General features: G+C 69.1%; 12 protein-coding genes and 1 tRNA gene. 1 reads left to right on the top strand and 12 read right to left on the bottom strand.

What is annotated here, in order from left to right; translation table 11 throughout:
* Positions 1-18: 18 nt before the first annotated feature.
* From AC07V5_RS28030 to AC07V5_RS27990, 9 genes are all read right to left on the bottom strand, one after another.
* Complete coding sequence (locus AC07V5_RS28030) at positions 19-2,808, bottom strand: glycosyl hydrolase (protein ID WP_495118899.1); 2,790 nt, start codon at positions 2,806-2,808, stop codon at positions 19-21.
* A gap of 22 nt (positions 2,809-2,830) precedes the next feature.
* Positions 2,831-5,167 carry a TonB-dependent receptor gene (locus tag AC07V5_RS28025; protein WP_495118898.1) on the bottom strand — a complete coding sequence of 779 codons (2,337 nt, stop codon included), beginning with the start codon at positions 5,165-5,167 and terminating at the stop codon, positions 2,831-2,833.
* 405 nt (positions 5,168-5,572) lie between these two features.
* Positions 5,573-7,828 (bottom strand): glycoside hydrolase family 3 protein, encoded by a 2,256-nt coding sequence (locus AC07V5_RS28020; RefSeq protein WP_495118897.1) that lies wholly within the window; start codon positions 7,826-7,828, stop codon positions 5,573-5,575.
* 39 nt (positions 7,829-7,867) lie between these two features.
* Entirely contained in the window at positions 7,868-8,755 is an 888-nt protein-coding gene (locus tag AC07V5_RS28015) for an alpha/beta hydrolase (RefSeq protein WP_495118896.1), read from the bottom strand.
* A gap of 13 nt (positions 8,756-8,768) precedes the next feature.
* Positions 8,769-10,316, bottom strand: coding sequence for a bifunctional 3-(3-hydroxy-phenyl)propionate/3-hydroxycinnamic acid hydroxylase (locus tag AC07V5_RS28010; RefSeq protein ID WP_495118895.1), 1,548 nt, complete (start codon positions 10,314-10,316; stop codon positions 8,769-8,771).
* Positions 10,317-10,319: 3 nt separating this feature from the next.
* On the bottom strand, positions 10,320-11,189 hold the full coding sequence (locus tag AC07V5_RS28005; RefSeq protein ID WP_495118894.1) for a fumarylacetoacetate hydrolase family protein: 870 nt from the start codon (positions 11,187-11,189) through the stop codon (positions 10,320-10,322).
* Positions 11,190-11,203: 14 nt separating this feature from the next.
* Entirely contained in the window at positions 11,204-12,100 is an 897-nt protein-coding gene (locus AC07V5_RS28000) for a VOC family protein (protein ID WP_495118893.1), read from the bottom strand.
* Complete coding sequence (locus tag AC07V5_RS27995; RefSeq protein WP_495118892.1) at positions 12,097-13,137, bottom strand: amidohydrolase family protein; 1,041 nt, start codon at positions 13,135-13,137, stop codon at positions 12,097-12,099. Before AC07V5_RS27995 ends, AC07V5_RS28000 begins: the two co-directional genes overlap by 4 nt.
* On the bottom strand, positions 13,134-13,559 hold the full coding sequence (locus AC07V5_RS27990) for a GlcG/HbpS family heme-binding protein (RefSeq protein WP_495118891.1): 426 nt from the start codon (positions 13,557-13,559) through the stop codon (positions 13,134-13,136). The genes AC07V5_RS27995 and AC07V5_RS27990 overlap by 4 nt, the downstream gene beginning before the upstream one ends.
* A 125-nt stretch (positions 13,560-13,684) precedes the next feature.
* On the opposite strand from AC07V5_RS27990, the gene AC07V5_RS27985 reads away from it, so the two are divergent.
* Entirely contained in the window at positions 13,685-14,590 is a 906-nt protein-coding gene (locus tag AC07V5_RS27985) for a LysR family transcriptional regulator (RefSeq protein ID WP_495118890.1), read from the top strand.
* A 201-nt stretch (positions 14,591-14,791) separates the two neighbouring features.
* Here AC07V5_RS27985 and AC07V5_RS27980 read toward each other — a convergent pair.
* The 3 genes from AC07V5_RS27980 to AC07V5_RS27970 all read right to left on the bottom strand — a co-directional run bounded on the left by AC07V5_RS27980 (position 14,792) and on the right by AC07V5_RS27970 (position 16,152).
* A tRNA-Met gene (locus AC07V5_RS27980) sits at positions 14,792-14,868 on the bottom strand.
* A 73-nt stretch (positions 14,869-14,941) separates the two neighbouring features.
* Positions 14,942-15,514, bottom strand: a complete 573-nt coding sequence (locus tag AC07V5_RS27975; RefSeq protein WP_495118889.1) for an RNA polymerase sigma factor — start codon at positions 15,512-15,514, stop codon at positions 14,942-14,944.
* A gap of 149 nt (positions 15,515-15,663) precedes the next feature.
* Positions 15,664-16,152, bottom strand: a complete 489-nt coding sequence (locus AC07V5_RS27970; protein WP_495118888.1) for a hypothetical protein — start codon at positions 16,150-16,152, stop codon at positions 15,664-15,666.
* Between the last annotated feature and the right edge of the window lie 138 nt (positions 16,153-16,290).

The following is a 16,290-nucleotide window of genomic DNA, read 5'->3' as shown; positions in this document are numbered from 1 at the left end:
GAGGGCTTTCGGGAAAGGTCAGGCCGTGCGCAGACGCACAGGGCCGATGAGGCCGGTGGGCAGGCGGGTCAGGCGCCGCCCGGGCAGCGGCAGGCCGCCGGGGCGAGCGGGGTCGCGGTGGGCGTTCTCTGGCACGTTGGCCACGGTGATCTGCAGAGTATTGGTGCCGGCCTGCAAGCGCTGGGTCACCTCGAAGACAAACGGGCCTTCGCTGCGCATCCAGGGCGTGTCGCCATTGAGTTGCAGCGACAGCGCGTCAAAGGCCTTGCCGAGATCCAGCGACAGCGCGCCGCCAGCCAGCTCCTTGGACGTCAGCTCGAACTGCAGCGTGTAGGTCATCAGCCCGGCGAAATCGGCGAGGTCGGACAGGTTGCGCAGGTCGGCGAGCGTGTCCCAGGTGGCGTCGAAGCGGATGCGCCGGCCGCCCAGGCCCACGCCGTCGGCGCTGACCTGCCAGGGGCCGCGCAGTTCGCGCTCGAAGACCGGGGCCACTGCTACTCTGGCGGCACGCGGCTGGCGACTGGCCGCGGCGGGCGCGATGCGCAGCCAGCGCGAGCTGCCCGGAGGCAACTGCATCTCGACGTGGTCACTGGTCTTCATTCCGTCCACCTCTCCACTCCAGGCATCCCAGACCTCGGCGGCCTGGCCGGCCGGCAGGGGCCAGGCCAGCATCTGCGCCGTCATGCCGGCGTTGCGCAGCAACACCCATTGCTGCTCACCGTCCTCGCGCACATGGAAGCTGCAGCCATGACTCTGGGTCAGCGCGATGCTGGGCGGCACAGCGGCGGCCCGCAGCGCGCGGCCCAGTGCCGACGGCGCCACCAGGCGCGCAGCCTGCATGGCCCGCTGCACGCGCAGGTCGCGCGCGGCGGCTTCGTGCAAGCCCGCCTCGCGGCCCGGCACGCGACCGCAGGCCCAGATGGTCACGCCGGCCTCGGCGCAGGCGGCCAGGAACTCGGCCACCTCGGTGCGCAGCGCCGGCAGTTCCGGCAGCAGCAGCGCGCGGTAGCGGTGGCCACCCGGCGTCACCAGCGCACCGGCTTCCAGGCGGCTGGCGAGCAGGCCGTGGTCGTTGATCCAGTCCCAGTCGTAGCCGGCGTCCTGCAGCGCATCGTGCCAGGGCGGTGGCGTCATGCGCTCGGCCGCGTTGGTGAAGGCGAACAGGTCCAGCGGTGCCAGCACAGCCACCGGCACGCGAGCCCGGCCGCGCTGCAGCAGCGTCTGGTTGCGGGCCATGTAGTCGGTCAGCGGCCGGACCATGCTCCACCACGGGTTGGCGTCGTCCAGCGGCGTGCCGATCTCCATGGCCTCGAAGGGATACCAGGGGTGGCCGCCGGTCCAACCCGTCATGTGGGCGCTGGCACCGTGGCCGACGAGCTGCTGGATGCCGGCGGCAAAGAAGGCATCGGCGCGTTCACGCACCTTCTGTGGCGTGACGGCAAAGCCTTCCAGCAGCCAGCAGAAGGCCTCGCCGGTGACCAGCTCCCGGCCGTAGATGTGAGCGGCTGAACGAGCCACGCGCAGGAAGTGCGGCGCGGCGCCGCCGGCCAGGTCTTCGGTCTCGGGGATGCCGGCCACGCCGTAGGCCTGCAGCCAATCGACCGGCGCGCCATGCGCCTGCACCTTGGCCTGCAAGCCGCGCTCGCGGGCCCAGTCGGCCATCGGCGCGTAGAGGCGCTCGATCATCAGCTCCGACACCGTCAGCCGATAGTCGTGCCGCACGCGCGAGCCGACATCGGCGTCGTCGAACAGCGGTGCACCGTTGCGGGCCTGGAAGCAGTTGCGCCAGCCGGGCTGCAGCATCAGCGGCAAGTGCGGGCGCGGGTCGTAGCCGCGGCGACGCTGGAACTCGGCGCGGAAGTCGGCCGTCCACGGCAGGTCGGCCGGGATCTCCAGGCTGTCGATGAAGATGCTGCGCCAGGCCTTGCCGGCGTGCTCGCGCCAATGCGGCAGGGCCGCGTCGCCAACGCGCGAGGCGTGGGCGTCGAAGGCGGCGCGATGCAGATGGTCCAGCACCAGCTGCGGGCCGCGGCCGGCGCCTTCGAGGATCATGTGGTCGCTGATGAAGCGCTGCACGACGACGATCTGCCAGTCGCCGTCCGGCACCTGCCAGTCGAGGCTGCCATCGGCTTGCAGGCGGTCGGTCAGGTCGACGGTCTTGCTCGCGTCCAGCCAGCCAGCGGCCAGTACCTGGCCCCAGCGGTCGGGCAGCGTCATCGGCACGAAGCCGGGGTAAGGCCCCAGGCTGGGCACACCGCCGCGCACGGCCAGCACGGCGATGGTCTCGACAGGTGCGGCCATGCGCTCGAGCCATTCGGCGGGCAGCGCCTGCTCTTCGGCAATGCCGCCTTGCCTGGCCAACCAGGTGGCCGAGCGCAGCGGGCGCTCAGGCTGGCGGGGCACGCCGCGCCAGTGTTGAGGGCCTTGCACCGACGTCCAAGCCAGCGTCAGCTCCGACGTGGCCAGCTCGGGCGTGATGGCCTCACCGCCGCCAAAGGGCCAGGCCGAACCGAAGGTGACGTCCACCAGCATGCCCAGCCGCGCTGCTTCTTCCATGACCGCGCCGACGGTCTCGAACCAGCCCGGCGTGAACACATCGTGCACGCGGGCCGACCGCTCCACCATCAGGTCGTGCGGCAGGCCGACGCGGCAGGGCTGGATCTCGACGCCGCCCCAGCCGGCTGCCGCAAAGCCGCGCAGCTGCTCGCAAAGCGCCTCGGCGTCGACGGCGCCGCCCGGCCACCACCAGCGCAGCATGGGCCGCTGCGCGGTGGGCGGTTGGCGAAAGACTGCTTCGACCGAGGACATGGGTGCAGTGCCTGACGCCAGATCAGAACTTGATGTCGGCCGTCAAACCCACGGTACGGAAGGAGTTGGCGCCCAGCGAGTAGGCATAACCCGAGCCTGCACCCTTGCCAGGCAGCGGGTAGAGGATGGCGTTGGGCACGCGCTCGTCGCCGGCGTTGCGCACGAACAGCGTGATGCCCCACTTGTCGTCCGGGCTGCGCAGGCCGGCGTGAGCGCCGACGATGGTGTGGGCCTTGAAGCCGCACTCGGGCGCCAGCGTGTTGCACAGGCGCACGCCGGACTTGTAGGTCGCGTCCACGCCCAGGCTCATTTCATAACCGCCCAAGACCTCGGTGTCGTAGTCGGCACCCACGGTCAGCTTGCCCTTGGGCGAGTACAGCAGGCGCAGGCCGCCGACGTTCTGGTTGTCGAAGCTGAAGCCGGTCGGGTACTTGGTGCCCATGATCAGCGCGCCGCTGGCACGCAGGCTCAGGGAGCCCATCACACGGGCGCGCAGGTCCAGCTCCAGGCCGTAGCTCTTCACCTCGGGCACGTTCAGCGGAATGCAGCTCAGCGCGCCGACGGCGGTCAGCGTGCAGTTCTGCTCCTGGAAGTTCTTGATGGTGGTGTCGAACACCGCCACGTCCACATCAAGGCGCTTGTTGAAGAGGCTGGTCTTCAGGCCCAGCTCCAGGCTGGTGGGCTGCTCGGCCTTGACGATGGCGCCGCTGGTGCTGCCACTGGCGGTCAGCGCGGTGATGGGCGTGTCGTTGTCGATCTGCGGGCCCTTGTAGCCGCGGCTCAGCGTCAGGTAACCCTGCGTCTGCTTGTCCAGTGCGTAGAGCAGGCCCAGCTTGCCGGACAGGTCGCTCTCGCGGGCAGAGCCGCTGCTGTTCGTCACCGTCGTCGGCAGCGCGAAGTTGGCGAAGGCCACGTCGGCGTGGCGCATCTGCAGGTCCTTCACGCGGTCGCGGGTGTAGCGCAGGCCGGTGAGCAACTTGAACTGATCGTCCAGCTTGAACGTGGCCTGGCCGAACAGCGCGGTGGAGCCGCTGTCGGTCGTGTAGTCGATCAGCGTCGAGATGGAGCGCGGCACCGGCGGTGACGGCGCGAAGGGCGACGGCAGGATGGTGGTGGTGGAGGCCTTGGTGGAGTGGTAGTCGGACAGGAACAGGCCGGCCACCCAGTCCACCGCCTGGCCGGCGGGCGAGGACAGGCGCAGTTCCTGCGTCAGCTGGCGGGTTTTGATGGTGGTGCCGACGGTGCGGACCTTGTCGTAGCCCACCGACATGTCGATGCCCGCGAAGTCCGGCCCCTTGTCGCGCTCGCGCACGGCGGTGATGGAGGTCAGCGTCACGCCGTTGGCCAGTGTCTTGTCGACCTGGGCCGACAAGCCGCCCACCTTGGCCTGCCAGAGTTCCGGCGAGTCGGAGCAGACGTCGTTGTTCTTCAGGCTCACCGTCACGCCACAGGCGGCGAACTCGGCCAGTGGCGAGTGGTTGCCGGCCGTGTTCTTGGCATAGGCGATGGCGGGCGCGAAGAACACGGCATTGGTGCTCTTGTTGCGGTCGTAGTCGGCGATGAGGTTGATGCTCAGGTCGGCATCGGGCTTGAGCAAGTAGCGCACGCGCAGGCCGGTGCCCACGGTCTTGGCGTCGGTGCCGTTGTAGACGTTGTGATAGACGCCGGTGAGCTGGTCGGCATGGGCGGTGACGCGCAGCGCCGAGATGTCGTTGATGGGCACGTTGACCGCGCCGCGCAACACCGTGTTGCCGAGCTTGGAGCCCAGCACGTTCTTGCCCGACAGTTCCAGCGAGGCCGAGCCTTCGAACAAGTTGAACTTGGGTGCCTTGGTGCTCATGTTCAGCACGCCGGCCGAGGCGTTCTTGCCGAACAGCGTGCCCTGCGGGCCACGCAGCACTTCCACCCGCTCCAGGTCGAACAGCGCGTCGCCGGCCGTGTTGCCCAGCGGCACGCCGTCGACGACCACGCCCACCGAGCTTTCGGCCGAGGTGGTGAACACCGCCGTGCCGATGCCGCGGATGGAGGCGCTGCCGCCGGCGCCGCCGGTCTTGGTGTCGCCGAACTCCAGCGCGGCTACGGCCTTGGACAGGTCGGTGATGTCGCTGATACCCTGCTTCTGCAACTGCTCGGCGCTGACGACGCTGATGGCGACCGGCACTTCCTTCAGCGTCTGCGTGCGCTTCTGCGCCGTGACGATGACCGTGGGCAGCTCATTGATCTCGGCCTTGGCGGCAGGGGCCTCGGCGGCGGCCTGTTGCGCCCAGACCGTCGGGGCCATCAGGCTGATCGTGGTGAGCGCAGCCAGGGCGATGGCGCTGGGGCGGAAGGGCACGCGGGATGCGAAGGGGTTGTTCAAGTTTTGTCTCCTGGAATGGATGCCAAGGCTGAGCCTTGTGCGTTGACCGTGCGCTGGCAGCCGGCCGAGATCAGTTCACGGGCCGGCGCACGGGTGCTTTAGGAACGGGGGGAATCGGGGTGCGCGGTGGGCGCTGAGGCGGGAGCCGGCGAGGGGGTCGCCGAGGTCTGCTGGGTCATGGCTTGTCTCCTGTGAACCTCGCCCTGCGGGGATAGCGGGCGGGCTTTTTGATCTGTTGCGGCTCAGTCTATGGACTGGCCATCTATTCATCCAGGGGATGAAGTGAATTCCTCAAATCCATCTCGTGGATAGTTCGGCGGCTGTGCGGCGGGCCTGGGCGTAGCGCCGGGTGTGGCCCGCAAAGACGGGCCGAGAAGGCCCGGCCAGCCAGGGAAAACACCGAACTCAGTAGCTCAGCCCGAAGCCGAACGGATACAGCGTGTCCGCGGCGGGATAGCCCGGCGCGTCCGGCTGGTTGTCGATGACGGCTTGCAGCTTGTTGGCCAGCGCGAACGGCATCTTGCCCCTGGGCGCGAACCTGCCGGTGATGACGTCCATCAGCGCCGAGTCGCTGACGCCGAAGCCGGCAAGGATGGCGCCGGCGCGCTTGAGCCCGCTGGCGTCGTCGAGCACGTAGGGCTGTCGGAAGTAGATGTTCAGCACCACGCGGTCGGCGCCGATCTCCTTCATCACTGCCTGGATGTCGCCGAGGCTGGGGCTGACCTGCCAGGAAGCCGAGGCCGCCATGGTGGTGAAGGACAGGTTGTTGACCTCCCACGGCAGGGCACCGCCGAAGATCAATCCGGCCGGCACGCCGGGGCCGATCAGGCCGATCGCGTCGTCGACGCAGACGGGGTTGATGGCCGGCTGCAGCACGCAGGCATCCTGCGCGCCCCAGGTCTTGCCGGTGCGGGGGTCGATGTGCGCCGGATTGGCGCCCCACAAAGGGTCCTTGCTGCGGTACAGGCCGGTCGGCTTGGCGAACGGCCCGGCCGTGACCGGCGCGTAGGGGTTGCTGACCTCCACGCGGATGATGGCGACGTCGGCGCCGGCGGCGCTGGGCCGTGCCGTGTTGGCCGTGCCCCGGCCGTAGTCGCCCGTCACGACCGTGTAGCCGCCGTAGTCGCGGCTGGCCGTCACCTCGGCGTTCATGCCCATCGTGTAAAGCTTGACCGGCACCGCGTTCGTGGGTGCCGGCAGCGGCAGCAGCCTGGCCGAGTTCTGCAGCAGCACGATGGACTTGCGCTGCGCGTCCAGCCCCTTGGCGATCGCCTGGGCACTGCCGACGATGCCGGCGGCCTTGGCGGCATCGACATAGGGGTTCTCGAACAGGCCCAGCTTGAACAGTTCGACCAGCAGGCGCTTCACGGCCTCGTCGATGCGGGCCTCGCTCACCAGGCCGGTAGCCACCAGGTCGCCAATGGCCTGCCGCGAATGAAAGCCGGACAGGATGTCGTTGCCGTTGTTGATCGCCGTGGCCACGCGCTCGGCCACGGTCTTGCCCTCCAGGCCCCAGGCGCGGTCCGTCACGATGCCGGTATCAGTGTTGACGTAGCCCTTGAAGCCCAGCTTGTCGCGCAGCAGGTCGTTGACGATCTGCCTGGAGAACGCGAACCCGGTCTGCTCGTAGGTCACGCCTTCGTAGGTCACATTCACCGGCACGCCGTAGTAGGGCATGACGGCCGAGACGCCCGCCTCGATGGCGGCCCTGAAGGGCTTCAGGTGGTCGCCGAACCTGCCGGCCGGGTAGACCTGGGTCTTGCCGAAGGAGTAGTGCGGGTCCAGCCCCATCTCCTGCGGCCCACCGCCAGGGAAGTGCTTCATCGTCAGGGCCACCGGCGTCTTGGGATTCACCGGTCCGCCCTGGAGATGCTGCACCAGCGTGCGCACGATGTCGGCGTTCAGGTCGAAGTCTTCGCTGAAGGTCTCGCTGACGCGGAACCAGCGCGGCTCGGTCGCCGTGTCGGCCATGTAGCCGTACATGCCGCGCAAGCCGATGGCGGCCCACTCGGCGCCGATGGTGCGGGCGAAATCCTTGATCAGATCAAGGTCGCGCGTCGCCGCCAGGCCGGGCTCCTTGGGCCAGGCGGAGAAGGAGCCTGCGCCCGTGTTCACGCCGAAGCGGACCGCACGGTCGTAGTGGTTGCGGGCGTTGGACTTGAACAGCACCGGGATGCCCAGCGGCAGGCTCTCGGCCTGGGCCTGGACGGCGTTGGTCCACGTCGCAGCCTCCAGCGGCGTGACCGGCTGGCCGTTCAGGCCCGAGCTGGCAGCCTTGACCGGCGCGCCCGTCACCTCGCTGCGGAAGATGAAATGCCGCATGCGCTGGTTGGCGAGATAGTCGCCGGCCGGGTTGGCCACCGCGCCACCGAAGTCGGGGTTCAACGTGTCGATCAACATCATCCCGGCCTTGTCGCCCAGGCTCATGCGAGCGACAAGATCGTCGGCCCGCGCCTCGGCCGGCAGCCGCCAGTCCTCATAGGCATCGAGCCTGCCGTTGCCGTTCGCATCGCGGAACTGGAGGCCGTCTTGCGACAGCACGGCCCGCGTTCGCACGCCGATGACCGGCTGGGCTAGCTCGCTGCCAGCGGCATGGCCGGCCAGCGTGAGGGCCGCCCAGGCGGCCAGGCGCACGGCGCTTGCGCCGGTCAGGTTCGTCATTCAGAGTCTCCTTGGTCGCCGTCGATGACGGGCGCCAGCTCAGCCCGCGCGTCTGGCGATGAAGTCCAGCACCGGGCCGCTGAGGCTCTCGTCGCCGGTGTTGACGGCCAGCGTCTGCGAGAAGTGGTTGTGATGCCGGATGAAGCGCAGCTCGGGCGCAAAGCCGTGCCGGCCGCTCAGCCGCGCGAACAGCTCGCTGGCCTGCACCTGCATCTGCAGCAGGTCACGCTCGGCGTAGCTGATCAGGATCGGGAAGGGGGCCACGTCGACCTGCTCGACGATGCTCATCGCGGCCAGCGCCTCGGCGTCGTCGGTGCCGAAATAGGCGTCGTTGCGCGGGTCCGGCGTGGCGATGCCGAAGGCCTCGCGCGACAGGCGCTCCAGGCGGGCGTTGTAAGGCCCAGAGGTCAGGATGGCACCGCAGACATGTACGCCAAATCGCTTCAACAGCGACGCTGCAGCCACATGGGCCGCGCCGGCCGATTCGCCCATCAGAAAGATGCGCTCGGGGTCAGCGCCCAAGGACGGCGCCTGCTCACGCGCCCAGGCCACGGCGGCCGCCACGTCCTCGGGCCCGGCGGGCCAGCGGTGCTCGGGCGCCAAGCGGTAGTTGGGCAGCAGCGTGACGACGCCGTGGCGGGCCAGATGCCAGCCGATGTTGGCCTTGTGCGCCTTATCACCGCGGATGAAGCCGCCGCCGTGGAAGAACAGTAGCAGCGGGCGCGGTGCCGCGGGCTCGATTGCGGGCCGGTAGACGTCCAGCACCTGGCGCGCGTGGGCGCCGTAGCGTTGCGAGGCCTGCAGCAACACGCCGTCGGTGGGCTGCTGCGCCAGCAGCGGTTCGTACAACGCCTGCACCTCGGGCAGGTTGAAGCCCGAGCCCAGGGCGGCGAGTCGCGTGGCAATCGAGTCGGGTACGGTGCTCATGACTTGAGTATCGTCAGCCATGAAGGGCCACGACGGCGCCGTCCAGCAAGGCGTGCAGCCGCGTCGCGTCGCCAGCCGTGCCGTAGACGTAGTGATCAGGTCGCAGCAGCGCCGCCTGGCAGCCTTGGGCCTCGAACCAGCGCGCCATGACGCCCTCGGCCTCGGCCATGCAACCCTCGCCTTCGCCGAAGCGCAGCGTCTGCAGCCTAAGCGCACTGGACTGGGTCGGCGTGGGGCCACCCAGGTCGCTCCCGGCCGCGATGAGCAGGCGCCAGCCGCAGCCCAGCCAGTGGTCCATGCGCATGCGCCGGTCCGGCAACTGCAGCCAGGGCTGGGGTGCGAGGCTGCCCGTCGCAGTGCTGCCGGTCTCGTCAAGCAGGCCAGTTGTCAGGCGCGGCAGCATGTCCTGGCGCGGCTTGGGCGCCACGCCCTCGGCCAGCATCTGGCGGTCGCGGCTGCGCGCCGCGTCGATGTCGCGCTCGCAGATCACCGCGCCTATGCCCTTGAGCCGCGTCGTCAAGTCGCCCACATGGGCCTTGCGCTCCAGGCCGTAGCTGTCCAGCAGCGTGTCGGCCGCCGTGCCCTGCACGTCGCCGCGCAGCACGGCGGTCAGCTTCCACGCCAGATTGACGACATCGCGCACGCCCTGGCACATGCCTTGGCCCAGGAAGGGCGGCTGCTGGTGGGCCGCATCGCCGGCGATGAAGACGCGCCCGACCCGCCAGCGCTCGGCCACCAGCGCATGGAAGCGGTAAGCCGCCTGGCGCCACAGCTCGCCGTCGGCCGGCGTGATCCAGCGCGACAGCAAGGCCCAGGTCGCATCGTCCTCGACAACAGCCTTGGGGTCTTCGCCGGCTTTGAGCGAGATCTCCCAGCGGCGGTGGTTCTTCGGGCCCATCACATAGCTACACGGCCGCTCGGGTTCGCAGTACTGCACGCTGGTGGTGGGCAACTTGGCCAGGCCTTGTTCGTTGGCCAGCACGTCGACGACCAGCCAGGGCTCGTCGAAGGACAGGTCCTCCAGCGCGATGCCGACGAGGTCGCGCACGGTGCTGGACGCTCCATCGCAGCCGATGGCGTAGCGGGCGCGTATCTGTTGTTCGCTGCCGTCCTCAGCGCGGCAGTGCAGCAGCACCCGCTCATCGGATTGCTGCAAGTCGAACACGGTCAGGCCGGTCTTGACGATGACCGATGGCCGGGCGGCCACGGCGCGGCGCAGCGCCTCTTCTACTGGCGGCTGCGTGAACACGACCGAGGGCGTGTAGCCCTGCGGGTAGGGCGGCGCCACCATGGTCATGCGGCGGATCAGCTCGCCGTCGACGCCGTAGTAGCAGGAGTCGGTGAAGGGCTCGATGAAGGGCTCGATCTGCTCGACCACACCCAGCTGCTGGAACACGCGCAGGACCTCGTGGTCCAGCGCGATGGCGCGCGGGCGGTCGTAGACCTCGTGCGCGCTGTCCGCCACGAAGACCTTGAACCCGGCCTGGCCCAGCAAGGCCGCAGCCACGGCGCCCGAAGGCCCGAAGCCGACGATCGCCACGTCGTAGAGCGGCTCGGCCATTGTTCAGACCCCTTCGCGGCGGATGGGGTTGACCAGCGTGCCGATGCGCTCGATGTCGATCTCGATGACGTCGCCGTCCTTCATCCACACCGGCGGCGTGCGCGCCTGGCCGACGCCGGCCGGCGTGCCCATGACGATGACGTCGCCCGGCTCCAGCGTCAGGCAGTCGGACAGCAGCGCGATGGTCTCGGCGACGCTCCAGATCATGTCGGTGGTAGAGGCGTCCTGCATGACGCGACCGTTCAACCGGCTCTGGATGCGCAGGCCGGTGGCACCGGGCGCCAGCTCATCGGCCGTGACCAGCACCGGGCCGAAGCCGCCGGTGGCGTCGAAGTTCTTGCCGATGGTCCATTGCGGCGTGCGCTTCTGGTAGTCGCGCACCGACATGTCGTTGAAGCAGGTGTAGCCGAAGACGTATTGCAGCGCGTCGGCCTGGCTGACGTGGCGCGGCACCTTGGCGCCTATGACCAGGGCCAGCTCGGCTTCGTAGTCGAACTTCTCCGATACGCTGGGCAGCTGGCCGGCGGCGCCGTGGGCGATCAGCGAGCTCTTGCCGCGGAAAAAGAACCACGGGTACTCGGGCTTCTCGCGGCCGCCTTCCTTGGCGTGGTCGTAGTAGTTCAGCCCGAGGCAGATGGTCTTGCCGGGCTCGGGCACCAGTGGGGCCAGCGTCAGGCTGGCCAGTGGCAGGCGCGGGGCGTTGCTCGTCAAAGCAGCGGCGGCGGCGGCGGCGAGGTCGACGCCGGCTTCGAGGGCGGCGCGCAGGTCGGCCGGCACTTGGGGCTGGGCGGCGTTCAGGTCGATGACATGGTCGCCGTCGACAAGACCCAGGCGGTTGCGGCCCTCGGCGCTGACAAAGGTGGTGAATTTCATGGCTGGAGTCGTGTTCAGGTCGGGATGAAGAAGACGCTGCGCTGCGCGGCTTTCAGCGCTGCGCTGGGCGGGGCGGAGATGCCCCATTGGTCGACGCGGCCCGGCGGCCAGGTCCAGTCGGCGGGGCCACCGGCGCGGTAGCTGTCATCGATCTGCTCGACCTCGGCCGTGTATTCGATGACCTCGCCGAAGGGGCCGATGAAGTAGTTGAAGGCGTTGTTGCCGGGGCCATGGCGGCCCGGGCCCCACTCGATGGCGTGGCCGGCATCGCGCATGCGGCCGCCGCCGCGCATGACGGCGTCGACGCTGGGCATGACGAAGGCGATGTGGTTGAGCGCGTCGTTGTCGGCGTCGCCCAAGGCCAGTGTGTGGTGGTCGCTGGCGCAGTTCAGGAAGGCCATGATCCGCGTGCGGTCGGCGAGCGTGAAGCCCAGTGCTTGTTCGATCCACGCCTGGCTGGCGGGCAGTGCGTGGCTGTTCAGCACGGCGTGGGCGAGGCGGATGGGGCTATCGGCTTCATCGGCGGTGTCGGCGTGGCGGGTGTCGCCGTGGACGACCTGGAACAGGCGGCCGCTGGGATCGCGCACGGTCAGGCCCAGGCCGCCGCCGGGTTCGGTCAGGCGGGCCAGGTCTTGCTGGACGCGGCCGCCGGCGGCGACAGCGGCTCTTGCAATCTCAGTCAGTGCCGCCTCGCCGCGGGCACGGAGCGTGACGTGGCGGATGGCCAGCGTATCGGCTTGATGCAGCGCCAGCAGGTGATGGTCGGCGCCGGTGCCGCGCAGGTAGATCGCGTTGGCCGTGCGCGCGGCGACCTTGAGGTGCCAGACGTCGGTGTAGAAGGTCTCGGCGCGCGCCAGGTCGGGCACGTCCAGGGCGACGCTGCGCAGCCCGCTGATCCAGCGTGAACTCATGAGTGAACCTTGGGGGAGAGGCCGAGGAAGCGCTCGGCGTTGCCATGCAGCAGCGCGCTGACGGTCGCGGCGTCGAAGCCGGCGGCCTCGACACGCTGCGCCGGCGTGCGGTCATGGAAGTTGAAGGGGTAGTCGCTGCCCAGCATCAGCTGGCTCGCACCGAAGCGCTCCACCAGATGGCGCAGCGTGGCGTCGTCGAACACGAGGGTGTCGAAGAAGAGGCGCCGCGCCTGCTCGACCGGCGAGGCCTGCACCTGCTCGCGCAGCGCGGGGAACACCTGCCAGCCTTGCTGCAGGCGCGGAAGCAGCATCGCCAGCGTGCCGCCGCCATGGCTGAAGGCGATGCGCAGGCGCGGGCAGGCCAGCAGCAGGTTGGCGGTGATGACCGAGGCGGCGGCCAGGCCCACGTCGCTGGGATAGGCCAGCACCTGCTGCAGCGGCGCGGGGCCGACCAGGCGGTCCATGCCGGTGGGCTTGAGGGCGTGCACGAAGACCGGCACGTCCAGCGCCTCGCAGGCCTGGAAGAAGGGCAGAAAGCGTGGGTCGCCGATGGGCACGCCGTTGACGTTGCTGCCCAGCTCCACGCCCACCAGGCCCAATGCTTCGACAGCGTGGCGCAACTCGGCGATGGCGAGATCCAGGTCCTGCAGCGGCACGGCGGCCAGGCCCAGCAGCGCGCCGCTGCTGTCGGCCACCATCGCGGCGGTTTGTTCGTTCAGGTAGCGCAGCAGCGCCTGTGCGTCGGCCGGCTCCAGCCAGTAGCTGAGCAGTTCGGGCATCGGCGAGATCACCTGCTGCGCCAGGCCCATGCCGGGCAGGTCGGCCAGGCGGCGCGGCGTGCTCCAGCACTTCTCGGACACGGTGCGGTACTGCTTGCCGGCGATCATCACGTGGCGGTGGCAGAGGCCGCCCTGGCTGGGCGCAGCCACCGTCGACGGCCACTGCGCCGGCACATGCGCGCCGAGATAGGCCGGGAAGTGCTCGGGCACGACATGCGCATGCACGTCGATGCCGCAGGCGCAAGATCGCAACGTCATGCGGCAACGAGCCCAGCCGCGTGAACGCCGACGATGCAGATGGCCTCGTCCTCGTCACCGCTGCCGCCCGACGCGCCCACCGCGCCGAGCACGCGGCCGGCGCTGTCCTTGATGAGCACGGCACCCGTCTGCGGCAGGAATCGGCCCTGGGCCGTATCCGCCAGCGTGGTGAAGAAGTTCGGGTTGCCCTTGGCGCGCTCGGCCAGCACGCGGCTGGACACGCCCATGCCGACTGCGCCCCAGGCCTTGCCCGTGGCGATGTCGATGCGGAACATGCTGGCACCGTCCTCGCGCTGGGCGGCCTTGAGGTGGCCGGCCTCGTCCAGCACCACCACGGCCATCGGCGCGTGGCCGGCGGCTCGGGCCGCGGCCAGGGCGGCGGCCAGCAGGGTGTTGGCCTGCGCCAGGGTCAGCGTGGACATGCTTGTCGTCTCCAGGAAGAGCCTCTTGGCCCGGCTGGGCGAGGCATTGCTTTGCACTGGCGGCGACTCTAGGAAAATGCCTTCAATTCATCCAGATGATGGGGTGAATATTTAGAATCCACGAAATGGATATCTCCAAGGTCGACCTGAATCTGCTGGTGAGCTTTGACGCGATGGCGGAGCACCGCAGCGTCACGCGGGCCGGCGAAGCCATCGGGCTGAGCCAGCCCGCCATGAGCGCGGCGCTGAACCGGCTGCGCGCGCTGTTCGGCGACCCGCTGTTCGTCAAGACCGGCAGCCACATGGAGCCCACGCTGCGGGCCCAGACGCTGGCGCCGCATGTGCGGCGCGTCGTGGAGACGGTGAAGACCGAGATCCTGAACAGCGCCGAGTTCGACCCGGCCACCAGCGAGCGCACCTTCACGCTGATCACGCCGGACATCGGCGAGATGCACTTCGTGCCGCCGCTGCTGGCCTTCCTGGCCAAGGCCGCACCGCATCTGCGGCTGCGCGTGGTGTCGCGCCCTCGCCTCGCGGCGTCAGAGGCGCTGGCTTCAGGCGCGGCCGACCTGGCGGTGGGCTACTTCCCCGATCTGGACAGCGCCGAGTTTTTCCGCCAGAAGCTGTTCGACAACTACCACGTCTGCATCGTGCGGCGCGACCACCCCGGTGTCGGCACCGGCCCCTTGAGCGTGGACGAGTACCTCGCCATGCGGCACGTGCTCGTCAAGCCCGAGGGGCGGGCCCACGTGTTCGAGCAATACCTGCAGCAGCAAGGGCTCAAACGCGACGTGGTGCTGGAGATCTCGCACTTCATGAGCCTGCCGCCCATCATCGAAGCCAGCGACCTGATCGCCACGGTGCCGCGCGACCTGGCCGACATCTGCTCGCGCTACGCGGAGCTGCGCATCTTCGAGACACCGGTGAAGGCGCCGGTGATCCCCGTCCACCAGTTCTGGCACCGCCGCGCGCACAAGGACGCGGCAACGGTGTGGCTGAGGTCGAGCATTCAGAAGCTGTTTGCAGTCTGAATGCGAGAGCAGCCGGGGCACCGCCGCAAGGTGCATCCCCCGTCAACTGGGAAGAACATCGACCTGACGGACGTTACGTCGCACAAGCGGCCTCAAGGTGCCCGGACGTAGCGCCACTTAGAAACCCCGTCACAACGGCCCAGAAACGACAAAGCCCGCACTTGGCGGGCTTTGCTAAGTCCTTCACAGGACTTCTTATTTTGGTTGCGGGGGCAGGATTTGAACCTACGACCTTTGGGTTATGAGCCCAACGAGCTACCAGACTGCTCCACCCCGCGACTGAAGCTAGCAGTATATACGAGATTTGACCGTTCCGGCAAGCCGGCGGTCACGCGGATGAAATGACCCCGCTCAGAACGGCAGCTGAGCGCCGCGCGCCTGCAGCCGGGTGCGCAGATGCGAGCGAGCGCGGGACACGCGGCTGCGCACGGTGCCGATGGGCACGGACAGCAAGGACGCCGCGTCCTCGTAGCTCATGTCGTCCATGGCCACCAGCAGCAGCACCTCGCGCATCTCGGGCATCAAGCCGTCGAGCTCGGTCTGCAGCAGCGCCATCAGCTGGTTGAGATGGCATTGCTGCTCGGGGTTGGCCTGGTTGCACGGCGTGGCGTCGAGGGCGCTCTCGTCCTCGAAGCGGTACAGGCGCGACGGCGCACGGGACAGGTGGTTGCGCACCAGGTTCATGGCGATGCCATAGAGCCAGGTGGACAGCTGGGACTCGCCTCGGAATTGCTCGAAAGTGCGCGCCGCCTCGACAAAGGCCTGCTGGGCCAGCTCCTCGGCCTCGGTGCTGTCGCCGATATGGCGCAGCACGAAGCGGTACAGGCGGTCCCGGTGCTCGCCGAACAGCTCCGAGAAGATGATGTTCGGGTCGGCCACGGCGGGGTGACGGATCTGAGAGGTCTGAGGGCACTGGGGCTGCATGGCTGGCTCCGCGCGGGTGACACGGCCAGATTTGGCCGCCTTGTCTGATCAGACGCCGTAGCGATTCGGACTGCGACAGGGCGGACACGCCCCTCCCCACGTTTGCGGGAATGGGTTAACCCGCGTAGGCGTGAACTACATCACGACTATCAGTGCGTACCCTGAGTCAGCAGCGCCCGTAGCCGCTCGGCGACCGCGCCGGCGTCGGCCGGCAGGGGCACCCTGAAGTCAGCCTCCAGCAACTGGTCAAGCGCCCGGCGCCGCTCCACCCCCAGCGTGCCCGGGTCCAGGCCCAGGGTCTCGACGACGCGGCGAAAGCGCCAGCCCAGCATGACGGCCGAGAACTCGATCTGCATCAGGTGGGACTGGGCCTGCAACAGGCTGAGGGCCGACTCTGCGCAAGCCACGGCGCGGCGCACCGTGCGTGCGGGCAGCAGGCGGCGCGGCTGCAGGCTGAGCCGCCATTCACGCTCGGCGATGGCACTGGCCGCGTCGCCAAAACGCTCGCGCAAGGCCGCCACGAACAACCGGCCAACTTCGCTGGAGACAGGGCTGGTGGGCGTGGAGCCGCTACAGATCTCCAACCGCCCGTCTACCCAGCGCGCCCAGAGCAGTTGGCCCGCAGAGGCTGCGCTCACAAAAGCGTCCAGCTGGGCGGTTGGAGGCACCGCCAGCAAGGTGGCGGCCGGGGCGTGGGTTTGATTCAGGGCGCGGTCCGGAGGTCAGCGGGGGTGCCTGGCAGGGGCTCGCGGTTGCGAATCTGCTGGCCTCTGTAG

The sequence above is a fragment of the Roseateles sp. GW821-FHT02E12 genome (genome assembly GCF_059421665.1).
The sequence above is the reverse complement of the archived record's forward strand: the minus strand, read 5'-3'. Positions and strand labels throughout refer to the sequence as shown.

Excerpts from the sequence above, each read along its gene's own strand:
- AC07V5_RS28030 (WP_495118899.1), bottom strand. The coding sequence starts at position 2,808 with ATGTCCTCGGTCGAAGCAGTCTTTCGCCAACCGCCCACCGCGCAGCGG.
- AC07V5_RS28020 (WP_495118897.1), bottom strand. The coding sequence starts at position 7,828 with ATGACGAACCTGACCGGCGCAAGCGCCGTGCGCCTGGCCGCCTGGGCG.
- AC07V5_RS28015 (WP_495118896.1), bottom strand. The coding sequence starts at position 8,755 with ATGAGCACCGTACCCGACTCGATTGCCACGCGACTCGCCGCCCTGGGC.
- AC07V5_RS28010 (WP_495118895.1), bottom strand. The coding sequence starts at position 10,316 with ATGGCCGAGCCGCTCTACGACGTGGCGATCGTCGGCTTCGGGCCTTCG.
- AC07V5_RS28005 (WP_495118894.1), bottom strand. The coding sequence starts at position 11,189 with ATGAAATTCACCACCTTTGTCAGCGCCGAGGGCCGCAACCGCCTGGGT.
- AC07V5_RS28000 (WP_495118893.1), bottom strand. The coding sequence starts at position 12,100 with ATGAGTTCACGCTGGATCAGCGGGCTGCGCAGCGTCGCCCTGGACGTG.
- AC07V5_RS27995 (WP_495118892.1), bottom strand. The coding sequence starts at position 13,137 with ATGACGTTGCGATCTTGCGCCTGCGGCATCGACGTGCATGCGCATGTC.
- AC07V5_RS27990 (WP_495118891.1), bottom strand. The coding sequence starts at position 13,559 with ATGTCCACGCTGACCCTGGCGCAGGCCAACACCCTGCTGGCCGCCGCC.
- AC07V5_RS27985 (WP_495118890.1), top strand. The coding sequence starts at position 13,685 with ATGGATATCTCCAAGGTCGACCTGAATCTGCTGGTGAGCTTTGACGCG.
- AC07V5_RS27975 (WP_495118889.1), bottom strand. The coding sequence starts at position 15,514 with ATGCAGCCCCAGTGCCCTCAGACCTCTCAGATCCGTCACCCCGCCGTG.